This window comes from Clostridium tetanomorphum, assembly GCF_017873215.1.
In the GTDB taxonomy this organism is placed as follows: Bacteria; Bacillota; Clostridia; order Clostridiales; family Clostridiaceae; genus Clostridium_AO; species Clostridium_AO tetanomorphum.
In genome coordinates, this window is sequence record NZ_JAGGKA010000007.1 from 111,843 (window position 1) to 137,423 (window position 25,581).

25 protein-coding genes are annotated in these 25,581 nt (G+C 27.9%); 22 read left to right on the forward strand and 3 right to left on the reverse strand.

Translation table 11 applies throughout. The annotated features are described in order from the left end of the window. Positions 1-98: 98 nt before the first annotated feature. From J2Z24_RS08810 to J2Z24_RS08870, 13 genes are all read left to right on the forward strand, one after another. Positions 99-581, forward strand: coding sequence for a Na+/H+ antiporter subunit E (locus J2Z24_RS08810; protein WP_051593197.1), 483 nt, complete (start codon positions 99-101; stop codon positions 579-581). Further along, on the forward strand, positions 574-840 hold the full coding sequence (locus tag J2Z24_RS08815) for an MrpF/PhaF family protein (protein ID WP_035146716.1): 267 nt from the start codon (positions 574-576) through the stop codon (positions 838-840). Before J2Z24_RS08810 ends, J2Z24_RS08815 begins: the two co-directional genes overlap by 8 nt. Continuing rightward, a complete protein-coding gene (gene mnhG / locus J2Z24_RS08820; RefSeq protein WP_035146718.1) occupies positions 840-1,160 on the forward strand; it encodes a monovalent cation/H(+) antiporter subunit G in 321 nt (106 codons plus the stop codon). The genes J2Z24_RS08815 and mnhG overlap by 1 nt, the downstream gene beginning before the upstream one ends. Then, entirely contained in the window at positions 1,147-1,386 is a 240-nt protein-coding gene (locus J2Z24_RS08825) for a hydrogenase subunit MbhD domain-containing protein (RefSeq protein WP_035146721.1), read from the forward strand. Before mnhG ends, J2Z24_RS08825 begins: the two co-directional genes overlap by 14 nt. Then, complete coding sequence (gene mbhE, locus J2Z24_RS08830; RefSeq protein ID WP_051593198.1) at positions 1,383-1,679, forward strand: hydrogen gas-evolving membrane-bound hydrogenase subunit E; 297 nt, start codon at positions 1,383-1,385, stop codon at positions 1,677-1,679. Before J2Z24_RS08825 ends, mbhE begins: the two co-directional genes overlap by 4 nt. After that, entirely contained in the window at positions 1,669-2,088 is a 420-nt protein-coding gene (locus tag J2Z24_RS08835) for an MnhB domain-containing protein (RefSeq protein WP_051593199.1), read from the forward strand. The genes mbhE and J2Z24_RS08835 overlap by 11 nt, the downstream gene beginning before the upstream one ends. Before the next feature lie 2 nt (positions 2,089-2,090). Continuing rightward, entirely contained in the window at positions 2,091-2,453 is a 363-nt protein-coding gene (locus tag J2Z24_RS08840; protein WP_035146724.1) for a sodium:proton antiporter, read from the forward strand. Between the two features lie 2 nt (positions 2,454-2,455). After that, positions 2,456-3,925 carry a complex I subunit 5 family protein gene (locus J2Z24_RS08845; RefSeq protein WP_035146725.1) on the forward strand — a complete coding sequence of 490 codons (1,470 nt, stop codon included), beginning with the start codon at positions 2,456-2,458 and terminating at the stop codon, positions 3,923-3,925. A gap of 12 nt (positions 3,926-3,937) precedes the next feature. Next, a complete protein-coding gene (locus J2Z24_RS08850) occupies positions 3,938-5,392 on the forward strand; it encodes a complex I subunit 5 family protein (RefSeq protein WP_085059022.1) in 1,455 nt (484 codons plus the stop codon). A 25-nt stretch (positions 5,393-5,417) separates the two neighbouring features. Beyond that, entirely contained in the window at positions 5,418-7,397 is a 1,980-nt protein-coding gene (locus J2Z24_RS08855) for a complex I subunit 5 family protein (protein ID WP_051593200.1), read from the forward strand. Between the two features lie 244 nt (positions 7,398-7,641). Further along, entirely contained in the window at positions 7,642-8,418 is a 777-nt protein-coding gene (locus J2Z24_RS08860) for a hypothetical protein (protein ID WP_035146728.1), read from the forward strand. A 12-nt stretch (positions 8,419-8,430) separates the two neighbouring features. Then, positions 8,431-9,567, forward strand: a complete 1,137-nt coding sequence (locus J2Z24_RS08865; protein WP_035146730.1) for an AAA family ATPase — start codon at positions 8,431-8,433, stop codon at positions 9,565-9,567. Positions 9,568-9,578: 11 nt separating this feature from the next. Beyond that, a complete protein-coding gene (locus J2Z24_RS08870; protein WP_035146733.1) occupies positions 9,579-10,976 on the forward strand; it encodes a vWA domain-containing protein in 1,398 nt (465 codons plus the stop codon). A gap of 50 nt (positions 10,977-11,026) precedes the next feature. Here the strand turns inward: J2Z24_RS08870 and J2Z24_RS08875 are convergent, their stop codons facing one another. Next, positions 11,027-11,626: a DUF4397 domain-containing protein gene (locus J2Z24_RS08875; protein WP_242990643.1), complete on the reverse strand. Its 600-nt coding sequence runs from the start codon at positions 11,624-11,626 to the stop codon at positions 11,027-11,029. 269 nt (positions 11,627-11,895) lie between these two features. Here J2Z24_RS08875 and J2Z24_RS08880 point away from each other — a divergent pair, with 269 nt between their 5' ends. From J2Z24_RS08880 to J2Z24_RS08895, 4 genes are all read left to right on the forward strand, one after another. After that, on the forward strand, positions 11,896-12,762 hold the full coding sequence (locus tag J2Z24_RS08880) for a YitT family protein (RefSeq protein WP_035146736.1): 867 nt from the start codon (positions 11,896-11,898) through the stop codon (positions 12,760-12,762). 39 nt (positions 12,763-12,801) lie between these two features. Beyond that, the gene (tkt, locus tag J2Z24_RS08885) at positions 12,802-14,787 is read left to right on the forward strand and encodes a transketolase (protein WP_035146738.1); all 1,986 of its coding nucleotides are present in this window, start codon (positions 12,802-12,804) and stop codon (positions 14,785-14,787) included. A gap of 130 nt (positions 14,788-14,917) precedes the next feature. Further along, entirely contained in the window at positions 14,918-16,474 is a 1,557-nt protein-coding gene (locus J2Z24_RS08890; protein ID WP_035146740.1) for an ABC-F family ATP-binding cassette domain-containing protein, read from the forward strand. Between the two features lie 308 nt (positions 16,475-16,782). Further along, positions 16,783-18,153, forward strand: a complete 1,371-nt coding sequence (locus tag J2Z24_RS08895; protein WP_035146742.1) for an MATE family efflux transporter — start codon at positions 16,783-16,785, stop codon at positions 18,151-18,153. A 74-nt stretch (positions 18,154-18,227) separates the two neighbouring features. On the opposite strand, the gene J2Z24_RS08900 is transcribed toward J2Z24_RS08895, so the two are convergent. Then, a complete protein-coding gene (locus J2Z24_RS08900) occupies positions 18,228-18,971 on the reverse strand; it encodes a polysaccharide deacetylase family protein (RefSeq protein WP_035146745.1) in 744 nt (247 codons plus the stop codon). A gap of 98 nt (positions 18,972-19,069) precedes the next feature. Further along, entirely contained in the window at positions 19,070-20,251 is a 1,182-nt protein-coding gene (locus J2Z24_RS08905) for an amidase domain-containing protein (RefSeq protein WP_035146746.1), read from the reverse strand. A 189-nt stretch (positions 20,252-20,440) separates the two neighbouring features. Between J2Z24_RS08905 and J2Z24_RS08910 the strand changes: the two genes are divergently transcribed. The 5 genes from J2Z24_RS08910 (at position 20,441) to J2Z24_RS08930 (ending at position 25,207) form a co-directional block, all read left to right on the forward strand. Further along, positions 20,441-21,781: an MATE family efflux transporter gene (locus tag J2Z24_RS08910; protein WP_035146747.1), complete on the forward strand. Its 1,341-nt coding sequence runs from the start codon at positions 20,441-20,443 to the stop codon at positions 21,779-21,781. A gap of 74 nt (positions 21,782-21,855) precedes the next feature. After that, positions 21,856-22,275, forward strand: coding sequence for a HutP family protein (locus tag J2Z24_RS08915; RefSeq protein WP_035146749.1), 420 nt, complete (start codon positions 21,856-21,858; stop codon positions 22,273-22,275). Positions 22,276-22,534: 259 nt separating this feature from the next. Next, positions 22,535-23,545, forward strand: coding sequence for an ABC transporter substrate-binding protein (locus tag J2Z24_RS08920; protein WP_035146752.1), 1,011 nt, complete (start codon positions 22,535-22,537; stop codon positions 23,543-23,545). Then, complete coding sequence (locus J2Z24_RS08925) at positions 23,545-24,447, forward strand: ABC transporter permease (RefSeq protein ID WP_035146755.1); 903 nt, start codon at positions 23,545-23,547, stop codon at positions 24,445-24,447. The genes J2Z24_RS08920 and J2Z24_RS08925 overlap by 1 nt, the downstream gene beginning before the upstream one ends. Next, the gene (locus J2Z24_RS08930; RefSeq protein WP_035146757.1) at positions 24,413-25,207 is read left to right on the forward strand and encodes an ABC transporter ATP-binding protein; all 795 of its coding nucleotides are present in this window, start codon (positions 24,413-24,415) and stop codon (positions 25,205-25,207) included. The genes J2Z24_RS08925 and J2Z24_RS08930 overlap by 35 nt, the downstream gene beginning before the upstream one ends. Positions 25,208-25,581: the final 374 nt, after the last annotated feature.

A 25,581-nucleotide genomic window follows, 5' to 3' on the forward strand; every position in this document is an offset into this window, starting at 1 on the left:
AAACTGAATAAATATCAAAAAAATATAGACGAATGTCTATGAAATTTGATAATATAATATTAGAATTCATAAAAACAGAAGAAAGGAGGCTAAAAGTTATGAAATATTCGGTTATTTCGCTTTATTTTGTATTTTGGATTATATTATGCGAAACCCTAAATTTGGAAGTTGCCATAATTGGGATTTTTTTATGTTTCTTTGTGTTTAAATTTAACAAAGATATGATAGTAAATGGGAAAAAAATTGATAGATTCAAAGCAAAAAATTTATTATATATTATTCAGTATGCAGGAATTTTGATAAAGGAAATATTTAAATCTAATTTTCATGTAGCTAAAATAGTGCTTAGTCCAAAGATGAATATATCTCCTCAAGTTGTAAAAATTAATACTGAAATTAAATCAGACCTATATAAAACTATGTTGGCTAATTCTATAACTCTAACTCCAGGTACATTAACTTTACTTATGAATAATAATGAATTAACTATACACTGTCTTCAAAAAGAAAATATAAAGGGTCTATATAATTCTGACTTTGAAAATATTCTTTTGAAAGCTGAGGAAGGTAAGGATGATTAAAATATTAACATTTTCAATTATATTTTTATCTATAACTATTATAGGATGCATGTACAGAGCTATTAAGGGACCTAGTGCAGCGGATAGACTTATAGCTATAAATGTTATAAGTACTAAGACCATAGTGTTGATTATTATGGTATCATTTATTCTTAGTGAAAATTATTTTGTAGATGTGGCATTAGTATATGCTCTAATTAGTTTTATTGCTTCAGTAGTTATTGCAAATTATATAGAAAATTTAGGAGGAAAAAATTAATGGTTAGAACTTTACTAGGAGGAGTGTTTATAGTAGGAGGATTATTCTTCTTTATGGTAGGAACTCTTGGTATTTTAAGATTTCCAGATGTATTTACTAGAGTGCATAGTGCAGCTAAATGCGATACATTAGGAGCCTTATTAAGTTTAACAGGACTCATTGTTTTTAATGGTTTTAATACATTGAGCTTTAAATTAATACTTATACTGCTATTTATATGGGTTACTAATCCAACAGCTACACATTTAATTGGGAAAAGTGAATATTTAAAAAGAAATACTAAAAAAGAAGGGAGAGTAGAGGAAAATGAAACTATTTAGTATTATTATGCTAACATTTTTAATACTCTCGTCTATAATTGTCTCTTCAATGAAGAGTTTATTAGGAGCTATTATAGTTTTTACAGTATATAGCTTGCTAATGGCAATATTATGGCAGCAATTAAATGCTCCGGATTTAGCTATAACAGAAGCAGCAGTGGGAGCTGGTGTAACAACTGTTTTGTTTATACTGACATTAAAGAGAATTAGGGGAGTAAAAAAATGAGAAAATTCATTGCTATAGTAGTTACAATTGGACTAACTTTAATATTACTTCTTGGAGTTTCTGAGTTACCTGAGTTTGGGAAAGGTAAATTACCAACTCATAATGAAGTATCTAAATATTATATAGAAAATGCAACCAAGGATACAGGAGCTACTAATATAATAACAGGAGTTATTCTTGATTATAGAGCTTTTGATACTTTTGTAGAATCTAGTGTATTATTTACTTCAGCTGTTACAGTAATAATCCTTTTAAGAAAGGAAAAGAAAAAGGAGGGTGACTATGAAAGATAAGATATTACTAGAAATAACTAAGGTTATAGTGCCCTTAATACAGATATTTGGAATATATGTTATTTTGCATGGACATTTAAGTCCAGGGGGAGGATTTGCTGGAGGAACTATTATGGGAGCTAGCTTTATTTTGTATAGAATAGTTTTTGGAAAAGAGATGGCACAAAGAAGGTTTAACTATGATAAACTGATAAAAATTATTACTTTTGGACTTTTATTATATGGAACTATGAAAGGGTATAGTTTTGTATCTGGGGGAAGTGACTTACATTTACCAATGCCTCCATTAGGTACTCCAGGAAATATACTAAGCGGAGGATTTTTGCTTCCATTAAATATTATTGTAGGAGCTGTAGTTGCAATTACAATGTACTTTTTTTACAGTTTGTTTGAAGAAGGAGATATATAAAAATGGATAGACTCTTAACCAATTATTATGAAACAGGAGCAATAATTCTATTTGGTATAGGCTTTGCAACTTTGTTATTGCATAATAATTTAATAAAAAAAATAATTGGACTTAATATTATGGATACTGCTGTATTTTTGTTTTTTATTGCTAAAGGGTATATATCAGGTAGAGAAGCGCCTATTATTACAGAAAAATTTAAGGGAGTTAATTCCTATATAAATCCTATACCCACATCTTTAATGTTAACTGGAATTGTAGTAGCTGTAAGTACTACTGCATTTGCATTAGCTTTAACGGTAAAGATATATGAAAAATATGGCACAATAGAGTTAGATGAAATTTTGGAAAATGAGGAGGAATGAATTTGATTATTAATAGTTTCCCGATAATTACGGTATTACTTCTATTTATTACGGCAAGTATATTACCCTTAGTTAAAAAAAATATTTTAGTAAAATTAATAAGTTTATTTTCATTTACTATAAGCTTTCTAATGTATGTATTTACTTTAAACCATGTATTGACAAAAGGTAATTATTTTTATAGAATAGGCCATTTTAATGCGCCTTTTGGTATAGAATTTCATGTAGGAACAGTAGAAAGCATGATAGGAGTATTATTTACCTTTGTAGCTATAATAGTTATATGGTATTCAATATATAATGAAGGTTTCGGCATAAATGAAGAAAAAATCCCTCTCTATTATCTTCTTATAAATATATTAGTTGGATCTTTATTAGGAATTGTTTTTTCTAATGACATGTTTAATGTTTTCGTTTTCATAGAAATAGGAAATTTAGCTTCCTGTGGTATAGTCATAATAAAAGATAAAAAGGAAAATATAAAAGCAGGGATGAAGTATTTAATAATGAGTTGTTTAGGGTCCGGATTAGTTCTTATGGGAATTGCATTTTTATATTCTTTAACGGGACATTTAAACATGACATACATTCACAATGAATTGGTAAAGAATTATACAAACTATCCTAGATCAATTCTTATAACTTTAGGCTTATTTACAGTAGGCCTTGGAGTGAAAAGTGCTATGTTTCCACTTCATACTTGGTTGCCAGATGCACATTCTAATGCACCAACTACCTCTAGTGCAATATTATCATCCTTGGTATTAAAAGGCTATGTTCTATTTTTAATTAAAATACTTTATAGAGTTTTTGGAAGAGAAATAATAGTTCAATTTCCAATACTTAATATAATTTTATTGCTTGGATGTTTTGGTATGATCTTTGGATCTATTTTTGCTATATTCCAACAGAATCTTAAAAGAGTTATTGCTTACTCTACAGTTGCTCAGATGGGATATGTGTTTTTTGCTATAGGACTTGGTACTGAAATAGGTCTAGTTATGTCTATATTTCATATTATAGGTCATGCAGTTACAAAAGCAGCGTTATTTTTATGTGCAGGAACTATTATTCAGCGTACAGGACATAAATATTTAAAGGATTTAAGAGGAGTAGGAAAGGAAATGCCTTATACTTTGGCTTTGTTTTTTATAGCTTCTCTATCTATGGTAGGTATACCGCTATTGCCAGGATTTGTTAGTAAATGGTATTTAGCCTTAGGTACAATACAGGCTAACAAGATTATATTAATAGGTGTGATTCTTGCAAGTAGTTTACTAAATGCAATCTACTATTTTCCAATTTCAATATATGGATTTTTTGGAGAAGAGAATTTACAAGGAAAGATTTATAAAAGTAAAAGTATAAATATAAAACAATTGTTGCCTATAGTTGTATTAGTTATTGCCATGTTTTATGTAGGAATTGCATCTAAGGAAATAATAAGTTTAATTAAGACAGGATTAGCATAGGAGGATTTGATTTTGAACAATGTACTAATTTTACTACCAATAGTTTTTCCTTTTTTAGCAGCTGCTATTATTGGAATGGCGAGATTTAATGAGAAAAAAAGAAATATATTTACAGGAGCAACAGTAAGCTTAAATTTATTATTTGTAGTTATAGTATTTTATTTCTTGCCAGAAGGAAAATATCATATCTTCAAAATAAATGAGTTTTTAGATGTATATTTTAAAATAGATAAATTAAGTATATTCTTTTCAAGTCTTGTATCCATTTTATGGATGTTTACTACATTATATTCAATGGAATACATGAAACATGAGGGGAAAGAGGACAGATTTTTTGCTTATTTTTTAGCTACATTAGGAATTACTTTAGGGATTGGGTTTTCAGGAAACTTAATAACACTATATTTTTTCTATGAATTTTTAACTTTGGCTACTTTTCCTTTAGTAATTCATTCAGGAACTAAAGCAGCGTTAGATAGTGGTAAAAAATATTTAATTTATTCCTTTGGTGGAGCTACTTTAGTTTTATTTGGTATGATAGTACTATTTAGTTTGACTAATAAGTTAACTTTTATACCTGGTGGACTGTTAAGAAATATGGATAACAATAATATGATGTTAATTTCAATAAGTTATTTAACAATGTTTGTTGGATTTGGAGTCAAAGCAGCATTGGTTCCTTTTCATTCTTGGTTACCTCAAGCTATGGTGGCTCCAACACCTGTTAGTTCGCTTTTACATGCGGTAGCAGTAGTTAAATCTGGAGTTTTTGCTTTAACTAGAACTACGTACTATATATTTGGAGCAGAAATGGTAAGAAGAACTAATACTACTAAATATTTAACTGTATTTATAGTTATATCTATACTTATGGGGTCATTTTTAGCAATACACCAAGAGAATTTAAAGAAAAGATTAGCTTATTCAACTATAAGTCAGTTAGGATATATTTTGTTAGGTATAATTCTTTTAAATAAGAACTCTTTTGTAGGAGGTATGCTTCATCTAATAAATCATGCTGTAATAAAAATCACACTTTTCTTTTGTGCAGGAGCTATAATGTACACTACAGGAAAAACAGAAATAGGACAAATTAAGGGTATAGGACGAGAAATGCCTATTACTATGTGGTGTTTTACTATATCATCTATATCATTAATAGGAATACCTCCTACTAATGGATTTGTTAGTAAATGGTATTTAGCTTTAGGTGGACTTTCAGCAGGCAAAATTGCTTTTCCAGCAATACTTTTATTGAGTGCTTTACTTACTGCTATATATCTGTTGCCAGTGGTTACTGCAGCATTTTTTAAAAAAGGAGATAATGTTATACTTTTAAGAAAAGAAGCACCTAAAAAAATGTTAATTCCTATTGTTATAATAACAGTTATAACCGTATTATTAGGATTATTTCCTAATCCAGTTTTAGTTTTTGTAAAAGAAATAGCTGATGAATTGATAATGTAGTATTTAAAGAAGGGAGGGAATTTTTATGAATGCAAAATTTATTTTAATGTTAATAATAGTAATTCCTTTATTAGGATCTTTTATTGGATTCGTTATTGGAAAAGTAAGTGAAAAAGTTAGAGATATATTTAATATAATAATGACAGGAACAGTGTTTATTCTTACTACATTAATGTTTCCTTCTGTAGAAATGGGAAGAATAGATTTGGAGATACCTAATATTATGGGTATTGGTCTTCAGTTAAAAATGGATATGTTTAGATATATATTTGTATGGTTAACAACTTTTATATGGTTTTTAGTTACTATATATTCTACTCAATATTTAATTAGCTATAAAAATAGGAATAGATACTATTTGTTTTTTATGCTTACTTATTGGAGCACTATAGGAATATTTATTTCAGAGAATTTTTTAAATTTATTTACTTTCTTTGAAATTATGTCCTTAGCTTCCTATCCTCTTATAATTCATGATGAAGATAAATATTGTCATGAAGCAGGAGAAACTTATATTATTATGGCAGTTACAGGAGGACTTGTTCTCCTTATGGGATTATTTCTTTTATATGATTATGCTCAAACATTGGAAATTACTCAGCTTAAAATAGCTGTTAAAAATATTGGACAAATTAAATATTTAATAACCGCTTTAATTGTATTTGGATTTGGAGTAAAGGCAGGAATGGTACCTCTTCATATTTGGTTACCTAAGGCTCATCCAGCAGCACCTGCACCAGCAAGTGCTATACTTTCAGGAATACTTTTAAAGACAGGAATATTTGGAATAATGGTAACATCGCAAATAATGGTTCCTGGGGACCATAAAGTTTCAAATACTATTTTAGTTTTAGGTTTTATAACTATGTTTGTAGGCGGTTTCTTGGCCATGTTCCAGAGAAATATAAAAAGAATACTTGCTTATAGTAGCATGAGTCAGATGGGATATATTTTAGTTGGAATTGGACTTACAGGTATACTAGGGAATTATAAAGCTGTAGCTTTATATGGAACACTATATCATATAATAAATCATGTTATATTTAAAGTATTGTTATTTATGGCAGCTGGAGTAATATATATGGCATTACACGAATTAAGTATAAATTCCATTGGAGGTTTTGGTATAAATAAAAAGCTGTTAAAAGTATTATTCTTTATAGGACTTTGCGGAATAATAGGTATGCCTGGATTCAATGGATTTATAAGTAAAAATTTACTTCATCATGCTTTAGCTGAAGCTACACATATATATGGTGGAGTGTGGTTTACTATTGGGGAAATAATTTTTGTAATAAGTAGTGGATTTACTACAGCCTATCTTCTAAAAATATTTATAGCAGTTTTTGTAGAAAAAAGTGATCATCAAGTAAATAAAGAAAAAACTAAAATTAATTATAAGGCTCTATTTCCAATGACAGTATTAGCTACTTTAACAATCTATATAGGAATAAATCCTAAGTTTATAGTAGGAATTTTAGATAAAGCAGTGAGTCCTTTTAATGTATATAGTAGCATTGAGGCACATTTTTATACATTTGAAAATTTAAAATCCTCATTTATTTCAATAGGATTAGGAGCATTTTTCTATATAGTCTTCATAAGAAAAGTTTTAAAGAAGGGATCAGGAGAAAATTGGTGGTATGAGAATATAGCATTAAATTGGTTTAGCATTGAAAAAAATATTTATAAACCTACACTCTCTTTTATATTTAAAAGCAGTAGTTTTATACTGAAAGTTTTTGATGAAGGATTAATAAGATCCATTAACTATATAAATGATTTTTTCCAAGCACTAGGTAAAAAGCAAATTGTTTTAAATAAAAATGTTAAAATTAACATAAATATTAAAGATAGGATAGTTCCAATTAATAAAAAAATAGCTGTAGGAAAAAGTTTGAATGAAGAAATAAGTAAAGCAGGATACAGAATGAATAGTATTACTTATTCTATATATATTTTTGGAGTAGTACTACTTGTTTTACTTATAGCTTTAGTTTATTAGGGAAAAAGCATGCATTAAAATTGCATGCTTTTTATCTATGTCGTATTTTAAATTTTTATAAATACATATATACACAGATAAAAAGTGAAAATTCTAAAAATATGTTTTTAGTTCATTTTGTGATAAAATTAAGTAATAAAGGTAAATATAAACACAAAACGAGTAAAAATAAATAATATTATTTAATAATAGTTGTTCAATAAAATGTTTCTTTGTGATAATATTATAATAGGTGGTGGATAATGTGAATGAAAAAGATATATTAGAGTATGTTAGAAAAGACCCTTATTATATAAAGTCATTACCTAATATTACAGAGGAAGTGGCTTTAATAGCTGTAGAAGAAAATGGTTCTTTATTAAAGTATATAAAAAATCCTTCTGATAAAGTTATATGGAAAGCATTGAAATCAAGTCCATGGGCTGTGGAATATGTAAAAGATCCTTCTGAAGAAATGTGTTTATTTTGTGTTAAAGACAGTTGGAATACTTTAAAACTTATAAAAAATCCTTCTTATGAAGTTATAAAAGAGGCAGTAAAAGCTAAAGGATGGGCTATACAATATGTAAATAATCCAGATTTCCAAATACAAAAGATTGCTATAGAAAAAGATTTTGATTCTATAAAATTCATAGAAAGTCCTATAAATGAAATTCAACTATTAGCAGTAAAAAAAGATTGGAGTGCTATTAAATATATAGATATGCCTTGCATAGAAGCAGAAATTGAGGCTGTAAAGAAAAATGAGGAAGCTATGAGATATATGAATAATTTAAGCAAAGAAAAAATTATAGAATTTGTAAAGGTAAACGTTAAAATAGTGAAATATTTGGATAAGAATGCTGTAGAGTTATTAGAAGATATTATAAAACAACAAATAGGCAAAGCAGATGTAGAAGATCAATATATTTTAGATTTTATTCAATGTGAGGTGTTTTCATTTGATAAGGTACGCTTTATTTATAAGAATGGCAGTATGAAAGCAAAAAGAATTTTATTAGATTATAAATTGAGTATATAAGGAGTGTTATAAATGAATTTTAATGATGCACTATTAACAGTAAGTTTAGTAATAAAAAGTGGAGCGGTTCCCTTACTTATAGGAGAAAGTGGTATAGGAAAGACTTCTTTGGTAAGAGAGTTAGGGAAAAGACAAGGATATTATGTAGTAAATATTGATGGTAACTTATTAAAAGAAGGAGAAATAGGTGGACTTCCTACTGTAGAAGATTATACTACTAATATAGATGGAATATTTAAAAATAGAAAAAAAACTGTATATGCAGTACATACAAAGCTTTTAGAGATAGACAAAGCTTTGGAAGAAAGCATAAACAGCAAAGTATTACTATTTATTGATGAAATAAATAGATGTGAACATAGTGTTCAGCAAGAATTGATGAATTTAATACTTAATAGAGAAATAAATGGATATAAACTCTCAGATAATGTCCATGTAATAGCTGCCATGAATCCATCTAATAAATATGATGAATTTCAGCAAAGTGACTATCAAGTAGTGGATATGGATCCAGCTCAAGAAGATAGATTTGTGTGGATTGAATTAGATGTAGATGTAAAAACATGGATACAATGGGCAATGAATGATAAAGTTAATATACATGAACATATATTAGAATTTATAGGAACTTTTCCAGAATATCTTCATACTCCATATTCACAAGAGTCCATTAAAGCTACTCCGAGAAGCTGGGAAAGAGTATCTAATAGCTATAAAGTTTATTTAAAAGAAAAAGACAGATTTCCTTCAAGAATTTTTTATAATGTGGTAAAAGGTAATGTGGGAGGAAGCATAGCACAAGACTTTTTTAACTTTTTAGAAGAAAATAAAAATCCTTTAATATCACCAAAAGATATATTTAATAATGATGAAATAGAAGAAAATTTAATTAGAAGAGTAAAAGAAGAAAGTCATTCTAGGCTATATTTAGCCTCTAAAAATGCTCTTGCTTATCTAAAGGATAAAGAAGAAAGGAAAAGAGAAATAGATTTATTCTCTAGGTACTTGCAATTATATCCATCAGATTTAAAAATGGGAATAATGCAGGAGATTAAATTAAATTATGAAGATAGTCTTTATAAGGAGTTTATGATGAATGAAAATTTTGTAGAAGGATATTTTGCAATGTATGATCAAATTCAAGATTAGAGGGGATGAATATGGCATTTAATAATAAGTTTGAAACTCTAAGAAAAAATCTTTTAAAAGAAGTTTATCAATGGGGAGATGAAGGGAATTTAACAGATAAATTTATTGAGAATTTTAATAAATTATTAGAAATATGTACTTTTTCTTTAATGAAAAGTAAAGAAAATTTCTTTGCTCTTTTTACAATACAAATGAAAAGAAAAATAGATGTAAAAATGGCTAGTGCAGTAGGTACAACAGTATCTTTATCTTATTTTGTTCTTCATTTTAACCCCGTGATTTTTTTAGAATGTAGTTTAGAGGAAATGAAGACACTTATTAAACATGAAATATATCATATTATGTTTGGGCATATAATAAGAGGAGAAGAACTCAGAAAGAAGTATAGTGACTTTATAGTTAATACTGCTTTGGATATATCTATAAATCAATATTTAGAAAACCTACCCCCTTGGTCCTCTACAATTGAGAACGTTGAACTATCTTTTAATGTAAAGTTAGATTATGAAAAAAATGCTGAATATTACGCTGAAGAATTAAATAAAGCTATGAAAAAGCTAAAAGGAGATAAAGGGCTTGAACTTTTAGAGCAATCTAATGATGATTCTTCCTGTAAATATGAAAAGAAATATGAAATATGGAAAACTCATGATATATGGAGACAATGCAAGAAAGACTATAATTTTGAAGAATTAAAACAGCTTACAAAAAAGGTAGCTAATAACTCTAATAGAGGAAAAATTCCTACATCTTTAGAAAAAGCCATAAAGAATTTAAATGAAAAGCCTGAAATATCTTGGAGTGAATATCTAAAAAAAATTGTAGGAACTCTTCCTATGGGATATAAAAAAACTATAACAAGAAAAGATAGAAGACAGCCTGATAGATTAGAATTAAGGGGAAAACTTCCAAATCATGTTGCTGAAATATTAGTAGCTATAGATATAAGTGGAAGTATAATAGATAAAGAAATAGAAAAAATTATGATAGAGATATTTTCCATAGTTAAAAATCATTCTTGTAAAATTACTATAGTTGAATGTGATGATGAAATTAGAAGGGTTTACACAGCAAAAAGTATAAAAGATATTAAACCCAAAACACATAGAAAGGGTGGAACAGCTTTTTCTCCAGTATTTCAATATATATATGATAAAAAATTAAGAAATCATCTATTAGTTTATTTTACTGATGGCATGGGAGAAGAGGAACTTACAATAAAGCCTATAAATTATAAAACATTGTGGGTTTTAACAGGTAATGATGCAGAACTTTCCTTAAAAGTACCTTATGGAGAAGTTAAAAAGCTTTCTAATAAGAAGATAGAAAAAAATGATGTAAGAATAGCCATTGAAGATATGGGGGAAATAATAAAAGATTGGGCATGTGCTGCAAATCAGTATATATAAATATTATAAAAAAACCTGATTAGTTAAACTAAACAGGTTTTTTCAGGTTTTTAAAACTTTATATATGAGTTTCCATCCAAAGGAAGTAAAATTTGTAAAGGAGGATTGTCGCCAGCTAATCCAATAGCATATATACTATAGATTTTATTTGGACCTAATCTCATATTGGGAGCTGTTAAAACTACATTTCCTGTGCCAGAAACCCTCAATTCAACTGTATATGTCCCTGGAGGTATTTCTTTATAGTTTGTAACTTGACCAAAAGATACATTATTAAACGATAAACTGCTATTAGGTAAAGATACATTTACGCTAGGAGCATTTGGAGATAAATGTATAAATCTAATCATTGTTTTACCAGCAGGTAAATCCATAGGAGTATCTTCGATTAGTTTTAAATACATGTTTTCTACAGTACCTATAGCTGCTGCTGTAATAATTTTATTATTTTCAAGAGAGAAATTAGTGTTTATAACAGGAGTAGAAGTATTACCAGCAGGATATATTTTTACATTATAGTATCCAGGTATTAATGGTAAATATTCAGTGAACTGTTTATAAGCTAAATCTGGAGCAATTAATTTATCATTTAAATAAACATCAACATTAGGAGCTTTAGGTACAGCATGAAGAATTCTTACATACGACACAGGAGGGTTAACTCTATATAAGTTTGGTACAAAATATGGACAAAAAAACATATAGCCGCCTTTCTTATAAAAATATTTAGTGCTTACAATATTATTATATGTAAAGTTCCAACTAATGCTACGAAAATTAGCTTTAATTTTACTAAAATATGAAAAGTTTTAAATTATATTTTACTTACCAATTAAAATATAATATGATTAATATATATTTATCTACTTTTGGATAAATATATGCAATTTTGAAATTATTATAAAGGGGGAAGAAATAATTGCAACTTAATGATTATATCAATAAGAGAAGTAGTAAAAATATAATTTTTATAATACTAGGTTCTTTAATATCATCTTTAGGTATTAATATGTTTATTGTAAATGCAAAGCTATTAAGTGGAGGAGTATCAGGTATCTCATTAATATTACAATACTTATTTAAAATATCTGCGGGGTATACGGTGTTCGCAATAAATATTCCTCTTCTATTTCTTAGCTATAAAAAAATGGATAAAAGATTCACTATATATACAATAATAGGAAGTATATCTTTTTCTTTAATGCTAATACTAACTAGATCGCTTAGGCAATTTATTTCCATTGATGACCCATTATTATTGTGTTTATATGGTGGTATACTAAATGGTGCTGGTGTAGGAATGGGATTTAGTAATCATGGTTCTACAGGGGGATTAGACATAGTAGCTTCTGTTATAAAGAAAAAACATGAAAACTTAGATATAGGTAAAATATCTTTTGGAGTAAATTGTATAATAGTAACTATAGGTGCTTTTGTTTTTGATATAAAAAGTGCATTGTATACATTAGTTTCAATGTATATAACTTCTTTTGTTATAGATAAGGTTGTTAAAGGATTTAATAGAGATAAATTGATTTTAATTATAACAGATAAAGAAGAAGAAGTAAGTAGAAGTATTATGGAAGATTTAAAAAGAGGAGTAACCTTTTTATATGGAGAGGGAGCTTATACTAATAAAAGCAGAAAAGTACTTTATTGTGTAGTACCTTTAGCACAATTACCAGCATTAAAACTATTAGTTAAAGAAATAGACGAAAATTCATTTATTTCAATACTGGATGTATCAGAAGTTGAGGGAAGGGGATATAGAAAAACTTTAGCGTAGATTAAATATAAATTATATATAAGAAAAGGAGATAAACATATGAAAAACATTTCTGATTTAACTGTAAATACTTTAAGATTATTATCAGTAGAAGCTATTCAAAAAGCTAATTCAGGACATCCAGGACTTCCCATGGGTGCAGCTCCTATGGCCTATGCATTATGGGCAAATAATATGAAGCACAGTCCTAATAATCCTAAATGGATTAATAGAGACAGATTTATTCTTTCAGCAGGTCATGGTTCTATGTTATTATATTCTTTATTGCACTTATTTGGTTATGGATTAGAATTAAATGATTTAAAAGAATTTAGACAATGGGGAAGCAAAACACCGGGACATCCTGAATATGGTCATACTGTTGGAGTTGAGATTACAACAGGTCCTTTAGGACAGGGAGTTGCTAATGCAGTAGGTATAGCTATAGCAGAAAGCTATTTAGAAGAAAAATTTAATAGACCAGAATTTAATATTATAGATCATTATACTTATGCTTTAGTTGGAGATGGTTGTTTAATGGAAGGTATATCTTCAGAAGCAGCGTCTTTAGCTGGAACTCTGGGACTTGGAAAATTAATATTATTATATGATTCTAATAATATTTCTATAGAAGGAAATACAGATATAGCATTTAGAGAAAATGTAGGGGAAAGATTCAAGGCTTATAATTGGCAGGTAATTGAAGTAGAAGAGGGAAATAATATTAGTATCATAGATGATGCTATAAAAGAAGCTAAATCTGAAACAGAAAAACCAAGTATAATAATTATTAAAACTCAAATAGGATATGGCTGTCCTGAAAAGCAAGGAAAGGCATCTGCTCATGGAGAGCCTTTAGGAGAAGAAAACATCAAAAAAACTAAAGAATTTTTATCATGGAATTTTAATGAAGAATTCTATGTTCCTGATGAAGTAAAATCTCACATAAATGAAATTAAAAAAAGGCTTTCTTTAGAAGAAGAAAATTGGAATAAGTTAAAACAGGAATACAAAGCTAAGTATCCAGAATTAGAAAAGGAATTTAAATTATGGTTTAGTGGAGAAATTGAAGCTAATTTACTAGAAAACAAAGACTTTTGGAACTTCGACAAAAAAATGGCTACAAGAGCTTCTTCAGGAGAAATAATTAATAGATTAACTAAGTTAATTCCAAATATTATAGGTGGTTCAGCGGACTTAGCTCCTTCAAATAAAACTTATATGAAAGAAAAAGGAGATTTTTCTAAAGAATATAGATTAGGTGCAAATTTACATTTTGGAGTAAGGGAGCATGCTATGGCTGCTATTGCTAATGGAATTTATGTTCATGGAGGCTTAAAGGTGTTTGTAGCAACTTTCTTTGTATTTTCTGACTATATGAAAGCATCTATGAGATTGTCATCTTTGATGAAGATACCAGTAGTTTATGTTTTAACTCATGATAGCATTGGAGTAGGAGAAGATGGACCTACTCATGAGCCAATAGAACAGTTAGCTTCTTTAAGAAGTATACCTAATATGACAGTATTTAGACCAGCAGATTCAAAAGAAACTGCTGCAGCTTGGTATTATGCTATTACTAAAAAAGATGGGCCTACTTCAATTGTATTGTCTAGACAAAGTCTTCCATTATATGATGAAACCGGAAAAGATACTTTAAAAGGAGCATATATATTAATGGATTCAGAAAAAGAAACACCAGATATTATACTTATGGCTACGGGATCTGAGGTAGAATTAATTTATGAAGGAGCAAAAGTATTAAGAGAAAAAGGAATAGATGCAAGAGTAATTAGTATGCCTTCCTTAGAAATATTTGAAGCACAGGATCAAGCTTATAAGGAAAAGATTCTACCAAAGAATGTTCGAAAGAGATTAGCAGTAGAAGCAGCAGCATCTTTTGGTTGGCATAAATATGTTGGGTTAGATGGAGACATTATATCTATAGATCATTTTGGAGCTTCTGCACCAGGCGAAGTACTATTTAAAGAATTTGGATTTACTATTGATAATGTAGTAAAAAGAGCAGAGGAATTATTAAAATAAAAATTAATGTATAAATAAAAAAGACGATTAGTCGTCTTTTTTTATTTTCTATCTTTACAGTGTATAAATATTTCTATAAAATGAGAAAGTGTAATTTTATTTTATTATATAGTTTAAGGGGAGATAAATATTGAGTATTTTGACAGTTAAAAATATTAGTCACGGCTTTGGCGATAGAGCTATATTTGAAGAAGTGTCTTTTAGATTATTAAAAGGAGAACATGTAGGACTTATAGGAGCAAATGGAGAAGGTAAATCTACCTTTATGAATATTATCACAGGGAAGTTGATGCCTGATGAAGGTAAAATAGAATGGTCTAATAATGTAAGAGTAGGCTATATGGATCAACATACAGAACTTGAAAAAGGTAAGTCTATAAGGGATGTGTTAAGAGAAGCTTTTCAATATCTTTTTAAGTTAGAAGAAGAAATGTTAGTTATTACTGAAAAAATGGGTGAAGCTTCTCCAGAAGAATTAGAAAAATTATTAGAAGATATGGGTAATATTCAAGATATGCTTGATAATAATGGATTTTATATTATAGATGCAAAAATAGAAGAGGTGGCAACAGGTCTTGGACTTAAGGATATTGGATTGGATAAGGATGTAGCAGATTTGAGTGGTGGGCAAAGAACAAAAGTTTTATTAACTAAGCTATTATTAGAGAATCCAGATATTCTATTATTGGATGAGCCTACAAACTATTTAGATGAACAACATATAGAATGGTTAAAAAGATTCCTTCAAAATTATGAAAATGCTTTCATATTAATTTCACATGATATACCATTCTTAAATAGTGTAATTAATTTAATATATCATGTAGAAAATAGAAAACTTACCAGATACGTAGGTGATTATGATAACTTTCAAAGATTATATGAAGCAAATAAAAAACAGTTAGAAGCAGCTTATGAGAGACAGCAACAAGAAATAGAACAGCTTGAAGACTTTATTGCTAGAAATAAAGCTAGAATTTCTACAACTGGAAGAGCAAAATCTAGACAAAAAAAGTTAGATAAAATGGAAAGAATAGAACTTCCAAAAGAAAAGGTAAAACCTGAATTTTGTTTTAAAACAGCAAGAACTTCTGGAAAAGTTATTTTTGAAACCTCTGATTTAGTAATAGGCTATGATGAGCCTTTAACTAAATCATTGAATTTAAGAATGGAAAGAGGAGATAAAATTGCTTTAGTAGGAGCAAATGGACTTGGTAAAACAACTTTGCTTAAAAGTTTAATTGGTGATTTGAAACCTTTATCAGGAAAAGTAGAATTAGGGGATTATCAGTATATAGGATATTTTCAACAAGAAATAAAAGAAGCTAATTATAATACTTGTATAGAAGAATTATGGCAGGACTTCCCTTCATATACTCAGTATGAAATAAGAGTTGCTCTTGCAAAATGTGGATTAACTACTAAACATATAGAAAGCAAGATATTAGTATTAAGTGGTGGAGAACAGGCAAAGGTGCGACTATGCAAAATTATAAATAAAGAAACAAATATACTTATTTTAGACGAGCCTACTAACCATTTAGATGTAGATGCTAAGGAAGAGTTAAAAAGAGCATTAAAAGAATATAAAGGAAGTATTTTGTTGGTATGCCATGAACCAGAATTTTATAAAGATGTAGCTAATAAAATATGGAATTGCGAAGATTGGACACTAAAAATAATATAGTAGTTTCAAAATATACGGAAGTAGTTTAAATTTAATACATCCAAGGTTGCCCAGATGATAAAGAAATAGGCTTATATCACATAAGCTTGCACAATATCTTGACTAATTTTTAGTTTATTTGTATAATTATATTGTTCATCGGAGGGTATATTAATTTTTAGAATTATATGCTGGATAAGATGGTAAGCAATGGCTTACTAGCTTATCCAGCTTTTGTTTTTTAGCAGAAATTAAAATTGTTACTTCAATTAAAATTATTAATCAAATGAACATATGGTATAAGCAATTTTATAGGAGGATTGTGTATTATGAGTAATTTGACGAAAGGGAAAATTAGTACAACATTATTAAAATTTGCTTTTCCGTTTTTATGTACAAGTTTTTTGCAAGCATTTTATGGTGCAGCTGATTTATTTGTTGTAGGTCAATTTACAGATTCTGCTGCCGTTTCAGCAGTTGCAATTGGAAGTCAGGTCATGCAGACTATAACAGGCATTATTTTAGGTATATCAATGGGTGGTACAGTATTGATTGGCAGACGTATAGGAGAAAAGAATGATGAAGGTATAGCAAATGCTATTGGTTCATTAAGCATCTTGTTTGCTATAGTTGCTATTATATTAACTCCATTAATGATTTTAGAAGCTGATTTAGCTATTTCATTAATGCATACACCAGCAGAAGCTGTAGGGTATACAAAGCAATATATTTTAATTTGTGCATTAGGAATACCTTTTATCATTGGATATAATGCAATAAGTGGTATATTTAGAGGTATGGGAAATTCAAAGACACCAGTATATTTTGTACTAATTGCATGTATAATAAACGTTGTTGTTGACATAGTATTAGTTGGTGTATTTAAGCTTGGAGCAGCAGGAGCAGCTATTGCCACAATTTCATCACAATCGATAAGCTTTATTATAGCTTTATTTTATATAATATATAAAGGATTAAAATTTAAAATAAACAAGAATTATTTTAAACTTCATAAAGAATCTGCTAAATATATTTTAATGGTTGGCTTACCACTAGCATTACAGGATGCCTTAGTCAATGTATCATTCTTAATTATTACAGCCGTTATAAATAAAATGGGTGTAACCGCATCAGCTGCTGTTGGAGTAGTTGAAAAGATTATTGTATTTGCAATGTTACCACCTTCAGCTTTTGGTTCAGCTGTTTCTGCAATGACAGCACAAAATATTGGTGCTGGAAAACTACAAAGAGCAAACAAGATTCTTAGTTATGGTATAATATATTCATTAGTTTTTGGTATTTTAGCAACAACATACTGTCAAATATGTCCAGAAACTTTAACTATTATTTTCTCAAATGACCCAGAAGTTATTAAAGTGGCAGGACAATATTTAATGGCATTTTCTATTGATTGCATCATGGTAAGTTTTGTATTTTGTATGAATGGATATTTCAGTGGATGTGGTAAGTCAGTAGTATCTCTTGTTCATAGCTTAATTGCTACCTTTGGATTTAGAATACCAATGACTTATTTAATTAGCAAAATGGCTGGAGTAACTCTTTATAAGCTTGGGCTTGCAGCTCCTATTTCTTCATTGGTTTCGATTGTAATATGCTTTGGATACTTATTCTGGCAAAAGAGAAATAACAATAAAAAATTAATATCAGAAACTAGTTATAAAGAAGCGGAAATTTCATAACTATCTTTTATGTGAATGAGACTAAATAATTAAGATTATACAAAAAATAAGCAGGCAGAAAAATTTCTGTCTGCTTATTTTTTAAACCTATAGTAAAATTCTTTTGTATCGTTAGTAATGGCTTTAAATTCATAACCTAAATTTTTATAATATTTAATTATTTCAGGCAAAGCTTTTACTGTATTTTTATTGTTAGAATTGCAATGCATAAGAACTATAAGTCTAGAATAATTATTCTTATATCTTTTAGCGTTATTTACTAATTTGTTAACAGGTAAGTTGGCATTTATTCCATCACATAAATTTACATTCCAATCAAATACTTTTAAATTATTCTTATGAAGTTTTTCTAAAAATCCTTTATTAAGTTGCTTTGCGCTACCACCAGGAAATCTTATTATATTTGATGTATATCCAGTAATAGCTTTTACTTTTTCTTTAGTTTTAATCATTTCATCTATAAATATATCTTGGCTAGAATACACTTTTTTATAATTATGACTATAAGTATGAAGACCTATTCCATGTCCCTCTTTATACATTCTAAGTAAAATATCTTCTGTGCCTTCTATTTCTTTTCCGACTACGAAAAAAGTAGCCTTTACATCATGTTGTTTTAATACATCTAGTAGCTTAGGAGTAATTATTTTAGTAGGACCATCATCAAAGGTTAAATAAACTATTCTTTTATTGTGATTAACATTTAATGTATTTTTAGAGATATTATTAATGTTCTTATAGCATAAAAAGTACATTAGTATTAGAGAAATTATAATAAAAGCTTTAGTTTTTCTTCTAGTAAAAAAATTTCTTTTCAATTTAACTCATCTACTTTCTAAATTTTAATTACACTATTTTACCTCATAAAAGCTGCTAATCTTACGAATAAATTCTATAAGATTAATGAAATTAAAAATTAATTAATATGAATAATATGGAAAAATATATTTTTATCTCCCCACCCTAAATCCCATGGAACATGATATCTATCTGTAGTGTGTGAATTAATCAAAGGATAACCATGAGAATCCCAAGCGGTAACTATTGAAAAATGATCCATATTATTTCCTTTGGCATAACATATTAAATCGCCAAGTTCTAACTTTTCTAATATACTGCAAGGATAATTTTCTTTAGGTTCTGATAATTGTTTAAAAGTTCCTTTTTTTATTACAGTACCTTTACCACTATATATTAAATAATTTTTAAATGCATCTGCATTAACAAAGGCTTTGCTACCTTCTGCAGGAGAAAATTTATGATAAGTGCAATACCAGGTACTATCAAAGTTTAATCCTCCAGCTTCTGTATCTCCTAATACCTGTGATGCAAAATTAGTACAATCACCACCAGCTCCATTGAAATTTTTATATTTTTTATTATAAGTATAATCAGTGCCTTCTTCTAATGAGGCACCAGAATATTTATCAGCGTAATCTGCTGCTTTTAATCTATTGTATTTACTAACGCTATTATAATTAATAGCTTTTGGACAATTTGGAATATTAAATATATCACTTTCTGAAAAATCTATGTTTTTTATTTCACCAGAGTATGCTTTAAGAGCATCTTCAAAACAATCTGTATATTGGTCATTAAATATAATCCAATTATTATCTTTTTTTATTAAATCAACAGAGTGTCTTATTCCAACTCCAAAAGAATTAGTAGTGGGTTCCTTGTCATCATTATATACATAATTAAATTTATAAATTTCTTTTAATGTCAATTTAACTTTCTCATTGTTTGAGGGATGTACTTTATATAGTAATACAGAAGAAGTCACATCGGTAAAATTTATTCTCCGCTGATAGGACCAATGTTTTAGATATTTTACTCTTCTAACTTCGTGTTCTAATGCCCATTTACCATATTTTTGTGAAGTATCAAAGTATTGAGGTAAAGAATTTAAATCACCAGTAATAAATACCTTAGAGCAGTTATTGTATATTCTTTCTATATCATCTTTTAATTCTTCTTTATTAAAAGATGATATAGGAAACCATGTTAGACTAGTTCTAATTTTTATATTTAAAGTATAGGTTAGAATATATAAAAACGCTAATGAAATTGAGGCTAATTTAGTGAGTTTTTTCATAAGTAAATAGGCACCTCCTGAATAGAGTTAAATTTATACTTATATATTCTATAAATATTGTTACCAAAAATAATTATTTTAAAGGAATATTATTATGGTAATTTATATAAATGCAATATTAAAAAAGTTAACTGCTTAATATATTTTAATAATGGAATAAATTGATTTAAAAATGAAAGGTAAATAAAAATGAAAAAAAATAGCATAATAAAAGAAGTTATAGACATATCTTTACCTGTAATTGCAGAGATGGTAGTTTATAACTTCATGAAAATATTTGACATAATGATGCTAGGAAGATATGGAGGTAACAAAGTTGTTAGTGCAGTAACTTTAAGTAATGAAATTATAAATACTTTCTATAATATATTTATATCATCAGGGCTTAGTATAGCAATAACCTCATATATAGCTAGAAGCGTGGGAAGAAATGATATGGAAACTGCAAAAGAGTATTCAATAATAGGAATGAAAATTGGTATTTTATTTTCTATTTTTATATCCTCAATGTTTTTTATTTTTAGTAATGAGTTTTTATATATTTTCAAAGCTTATGATAGAGTAAAAACATATGGAAATTTGTATATGAAAATTATATCAATATCACTTTTGCCAAATATATTTATAAATATTATAAATTCTATATTGAGGGGAGTAGGAAATACAAAAACTCCTTTTATGGTTTCTTTAATTGTTTCTTTAAGTAAAGTTATGTTTGATTTTATTTTAATTTTTGGATTATTTTCAAGAGCTTTAGGAATAGCTGGAGCAGCAATAGCTACATTGGTTTCTCAATTATTGGGAAGCTTATATTTATTTTTATATATGAAAAAAGTTTTTAGAATAAAGATTACATTTAAAAGAAAATGCAGTTTTAAAAGAGTAAAGGATATTATTTCATTAACAATTCCATGTGTTTTTGGAGAAGCAGCCTATAGTCTAAGTAGATTAATATGTACAGGTATGATTATGGTGCTAGGTCCTTCAGCTTTTGCTGCTAATGGAATAGCCAATACTATAGAAGGTATGTCTGTTATGCCAAGTGTTGGTATAGGAATTGCAACTACAACTCTAGTAGGTATAAAGGTAGGAGAAAGGGATTTAAAAGGAGCTAAAAAATATGCCAGTAAATGTAGTATATTTGCATTAGGAATGGTTATGTTTTTTTCTATTATGTTCTTAACTATACCTAATTTCTTATCAAAACTTTTTATAAGTGGTAGAGAAATAGAAGTTATAACTATTACAGCAGCATGCCTACATATAGGGTCTATAGAACAACCTTTTATTGCTATATCAAATATCTTTTCTGGAGGACTTAAAGGCATGGGTGATGCTAAAACTCCTTTTATTATTTCAACTATTACAGGTTGGTGTATAAGATTGCCTTTAATTTTTTATTTTATATATATTTTAAAGAAGCCTGTAACACTTGTATGGTGGATAACAAATTTACAATGGATTATTGAAGGAATTCTTATGTATATTTATTTTAGAAAAAAATTCGTAAATTTTAGAAGTTATTATTAAATACTATAGTTATATGATAAAATATAAATGAAACATAAGGATATTTTTTTATATAAACAAGGAGGAAAATGTTCATGAAAATTGATAGTATAGATGTAGCTAAAGCTTCTATTCAAATGGCTATATCATCCAGAGAAGATGAAAAAAAATTAGAAGAGGTATATAAAAAAAGTGGAATAATAACTGTTGCTGTGGATATAGGTGGAAATATAAATCAATCTATACCTAAAATAGTAGAAAGAGCATTAGTTGCTTCAAAAAGATGTGGACTTATTAAAGATTGTCATGTGCATGATGGAGCTGTAGCTGGAGCTACTAGAGAGGCTATAATACAGGTTTCAAAAAAAGCAAATGGGTTAAATGTAGGAGGGAAAATAGGAATTGCTAGATGTAAGGAGCATCTAAGTGTATGCATATTTATGAGTATAGGACTGCTTCATTTAAATGAAGTAGTTATAGGATTAGGACACCGTTCTATAGCTGACATTTGTTAAATATATTTAAAATTATATTGACAAAACCTCTCAAATGTTATAGAATTTATAAAAAATAAATAGCAATAGTAGTATGGTAGTTTTGAAGTAGGGTAGTATGGTAGTATGGTATTTTTTTATTTTAATCTTAATATGTTTATTAAGGTTTAATTAGTTTACGAACTCTCCCTAGGGAGAGTTTTTTATATTTGTTCTAAATATGAGCAAGCCTATAAAAAACATTTAAATTTATAATTTAATATTTTAGGAGGATGGTAGTATGGTAGCAAAAAGACAAATCAAATTATTACTTGCATTATTTTTAGGCATTTCAATTTTTACAGGATGTTCAAAAAATGGTGAAAAAGTATCTTCTCTCAAGGATAAAAAAATAATAAAAATTGGTATAACACAGATTGTGGAACATCCCGCATTGGATTCCACAAGAAAAGGATTTTTAGAAGGTTTAAAAGCTAAAGGATATGAAGAGGGTAAAAATATAAAAATAGATTACCAAAATGCCCAAGGTGATATGCAAACTAATCAAAGTATAGCTCAAAATTTTGTATCTAATAAAGAAGATATGATATTTGCAATAGGAACACCTTCAGCTCAAGCAGCATTTAATGCTACAAAGAATATACCAATAGTTATTACAGCTGTAACAGATCCAGTAAAATCAGGCCTAGTAAAATCTATGGAAAAGCCAGAAACAAATGTAACAGGAACCTCTGATAGAATACCTATGGAAGAGCAATTTAAACTTTTAAAGAAATTAATACCTAATGCTAAAAGCATAGGTATTATATATAATACTAGTGAAAGTAACTCCGAGATTCAAATAGATGAAGCTAAAGAAATAGGAACTAAATTTGGATTAGAAGTGACTACAGTAGGGATAACAAATGTTAATGAGATTCCTCAAGGATTAAATTCTATTTTAAATAAAATAGATGTGTTATATTTAATAACTGATAATACAGTAGCATCAGCGATTCCATTATTAGTAAATGATTGTTATAGTAAAAATGTTCCTATAATTGGAGCAGAAAAAGCTCATGTAGTTTCAGGAGCGGTAGCTACTATAGGAATAGATTACTATAAACTTGGATTACAAACTGCTGAGGAAGCAATTAAGATAATAAATGGAAATAACATTGAAGAAAATCCTATTAGCACTTTAAAAAATTTACAGCTGGTTATAAATGAAGATGCTGTTAGTAAATTAAAAGTAAAAGTACCAAAGGATATTTTGGATAAAAGTGAAAAAGTAAAAGGGGGAGTTAAATAATGGACATTTTAATAAATGTATTAGAAGGTGGAATGATATTTTCCATCACCTCCTTAGGAGTATATATTTCTTATAAAATATTAGATTTTCCGGATCTTTCTGTAGATGGTACTTTTCCCTTAGGAGCAGCAATTACCGCATTATGTCTAATTAATGGAATGAATCCATTTTTAGCTTGTATACTTTCGTTTATTGCAGGGGCTTTAGCAGGAGGAATAACTGGTTTATTAAATGTAAAATTAAAAATTACAAATCTTTTATCAGGAATTTTAGTTATGTTAGGTCTTTATTCTATAAATTTAAGAATAATGGGAAAGTCTAATATACCATTGTTCCACAAAAGTACTATATTTAATTCTAGTTTTATTCCCTTAGTTACTATAGTTGTATTTGCATTATTATCAAAAATATTACTAGATTTATTTTTAAATACAAAATTAGGTTTTTTATTAAAAGCAGTAGGGGATAATGAAGAACTAGTTACTTCTTTAGCAGTAGATAAGGATTTAATAAAAATTTTAGGATTAATGATTTCCAATGGATTAGTAGGATTATCAGGATCCATTATGGCACAATATCAAGGATTTGCTGATGTAGGTATGGGAACAGGTGTAGTAGTAATGGCTTTAGCAGCAGTAATAATAGGAAATTCTATTTTTAAAAAGATAACTTTATTTAAAGCAACAAGTTTAACTATATTAGGGGCCATAATATATAAAGCTTCTATAGCAATTGCGTTAAAGTTAGGGCTTCCTCCAACAGACTTAAAATTAATAACATCATTTATAGTGGTAATTACACTTTGTATTAACAATAACAAATTGAGTATTAAGATTAAAAAAAGATCTTCTATGGGAGGTAAGGCATATGTTAACAATAGAAAATCTATGGAAAGTCTTTAATAAACATACAGTAAATGAAACAACTATTTTTAAAGGAGTTAATTTAACTATAGAAGATGGAGATTTTATTACCATAATAGGAAGTAATGGAGCTGGAAAATCAACATTACTTAACATAATATCTCAAGCCATTAAAGAGGATTATGGCTCTATAGTATTAGATGGAATAGAAATAAGTAATATACCTCAATATAAGGCTTCAAAGTATATAGGAAGAGTATTTCAAAATCCATCTCTAGGAGTGGCACCTAATATGACTATATTGGAGAATTTATCTATGGCTAATAATAAGGGGAATAAATTTAATCTCACTTGGGGAATTAATAAAAAAGATATAAATTTCTTTTGTCAATTGTTAAAAGAGTTGGATTTAGGATTAGAAGATAAATTAAATACAAAAGTAGGATTATTATCAGGCGGACAAAGGCAGGCTGTATCACTTATAATGGCAGTTATGAAAAAGCCTAAGTTGCTTTTACTTGATGAACATACAGCTGCATTAGATCCTAAAACTTCAGAAAGCATTATAAAAATAACAGAAAGAATAGTAAAAGAAAATAATATGACTACTATAATGATAACTCATAATTTAAATCATGCAGTAAAATTAGGAAATAGATTAATAATGATGCATAGAGGAGAAATTATTTTAGATTTAAAAGGAGAAGAAAAGAAAGCTTTAACTACAGAAAAGCTACTTAATTATTTTGAAACTATGAAGTTTAAAGAAGAATTAAGCGATAGGGTAATGTTTTCATAAACTGGCTATATAGCCAGTTTATTTATTAAAATAAATATTAAATTTTGTTTTAAAATAGTTTATGATTATTAATTTAATACTAAAAACATCTATATATGGTATAATTGTAGTTGACACATTATATATATAAAAATATAATAAAAATGTATCCCTTTTATTGGTGATTTCCGATAGAAGAGATTTTAAAAAAGTTTTACCTAATTGTAAGGAATATCTGAGCAAAAGGGAAGGAACTAAATATATTTTAAAGCTATATTTTCATAAAACTATGTTACATATAAGTTTATGGAGTATACATTTTTAAAGTAGTTTAAATTACCTTCCAGTATTTCTCTGGAAGGTTTTTGTGTTTATATAATTTATTGTTTTGGAGG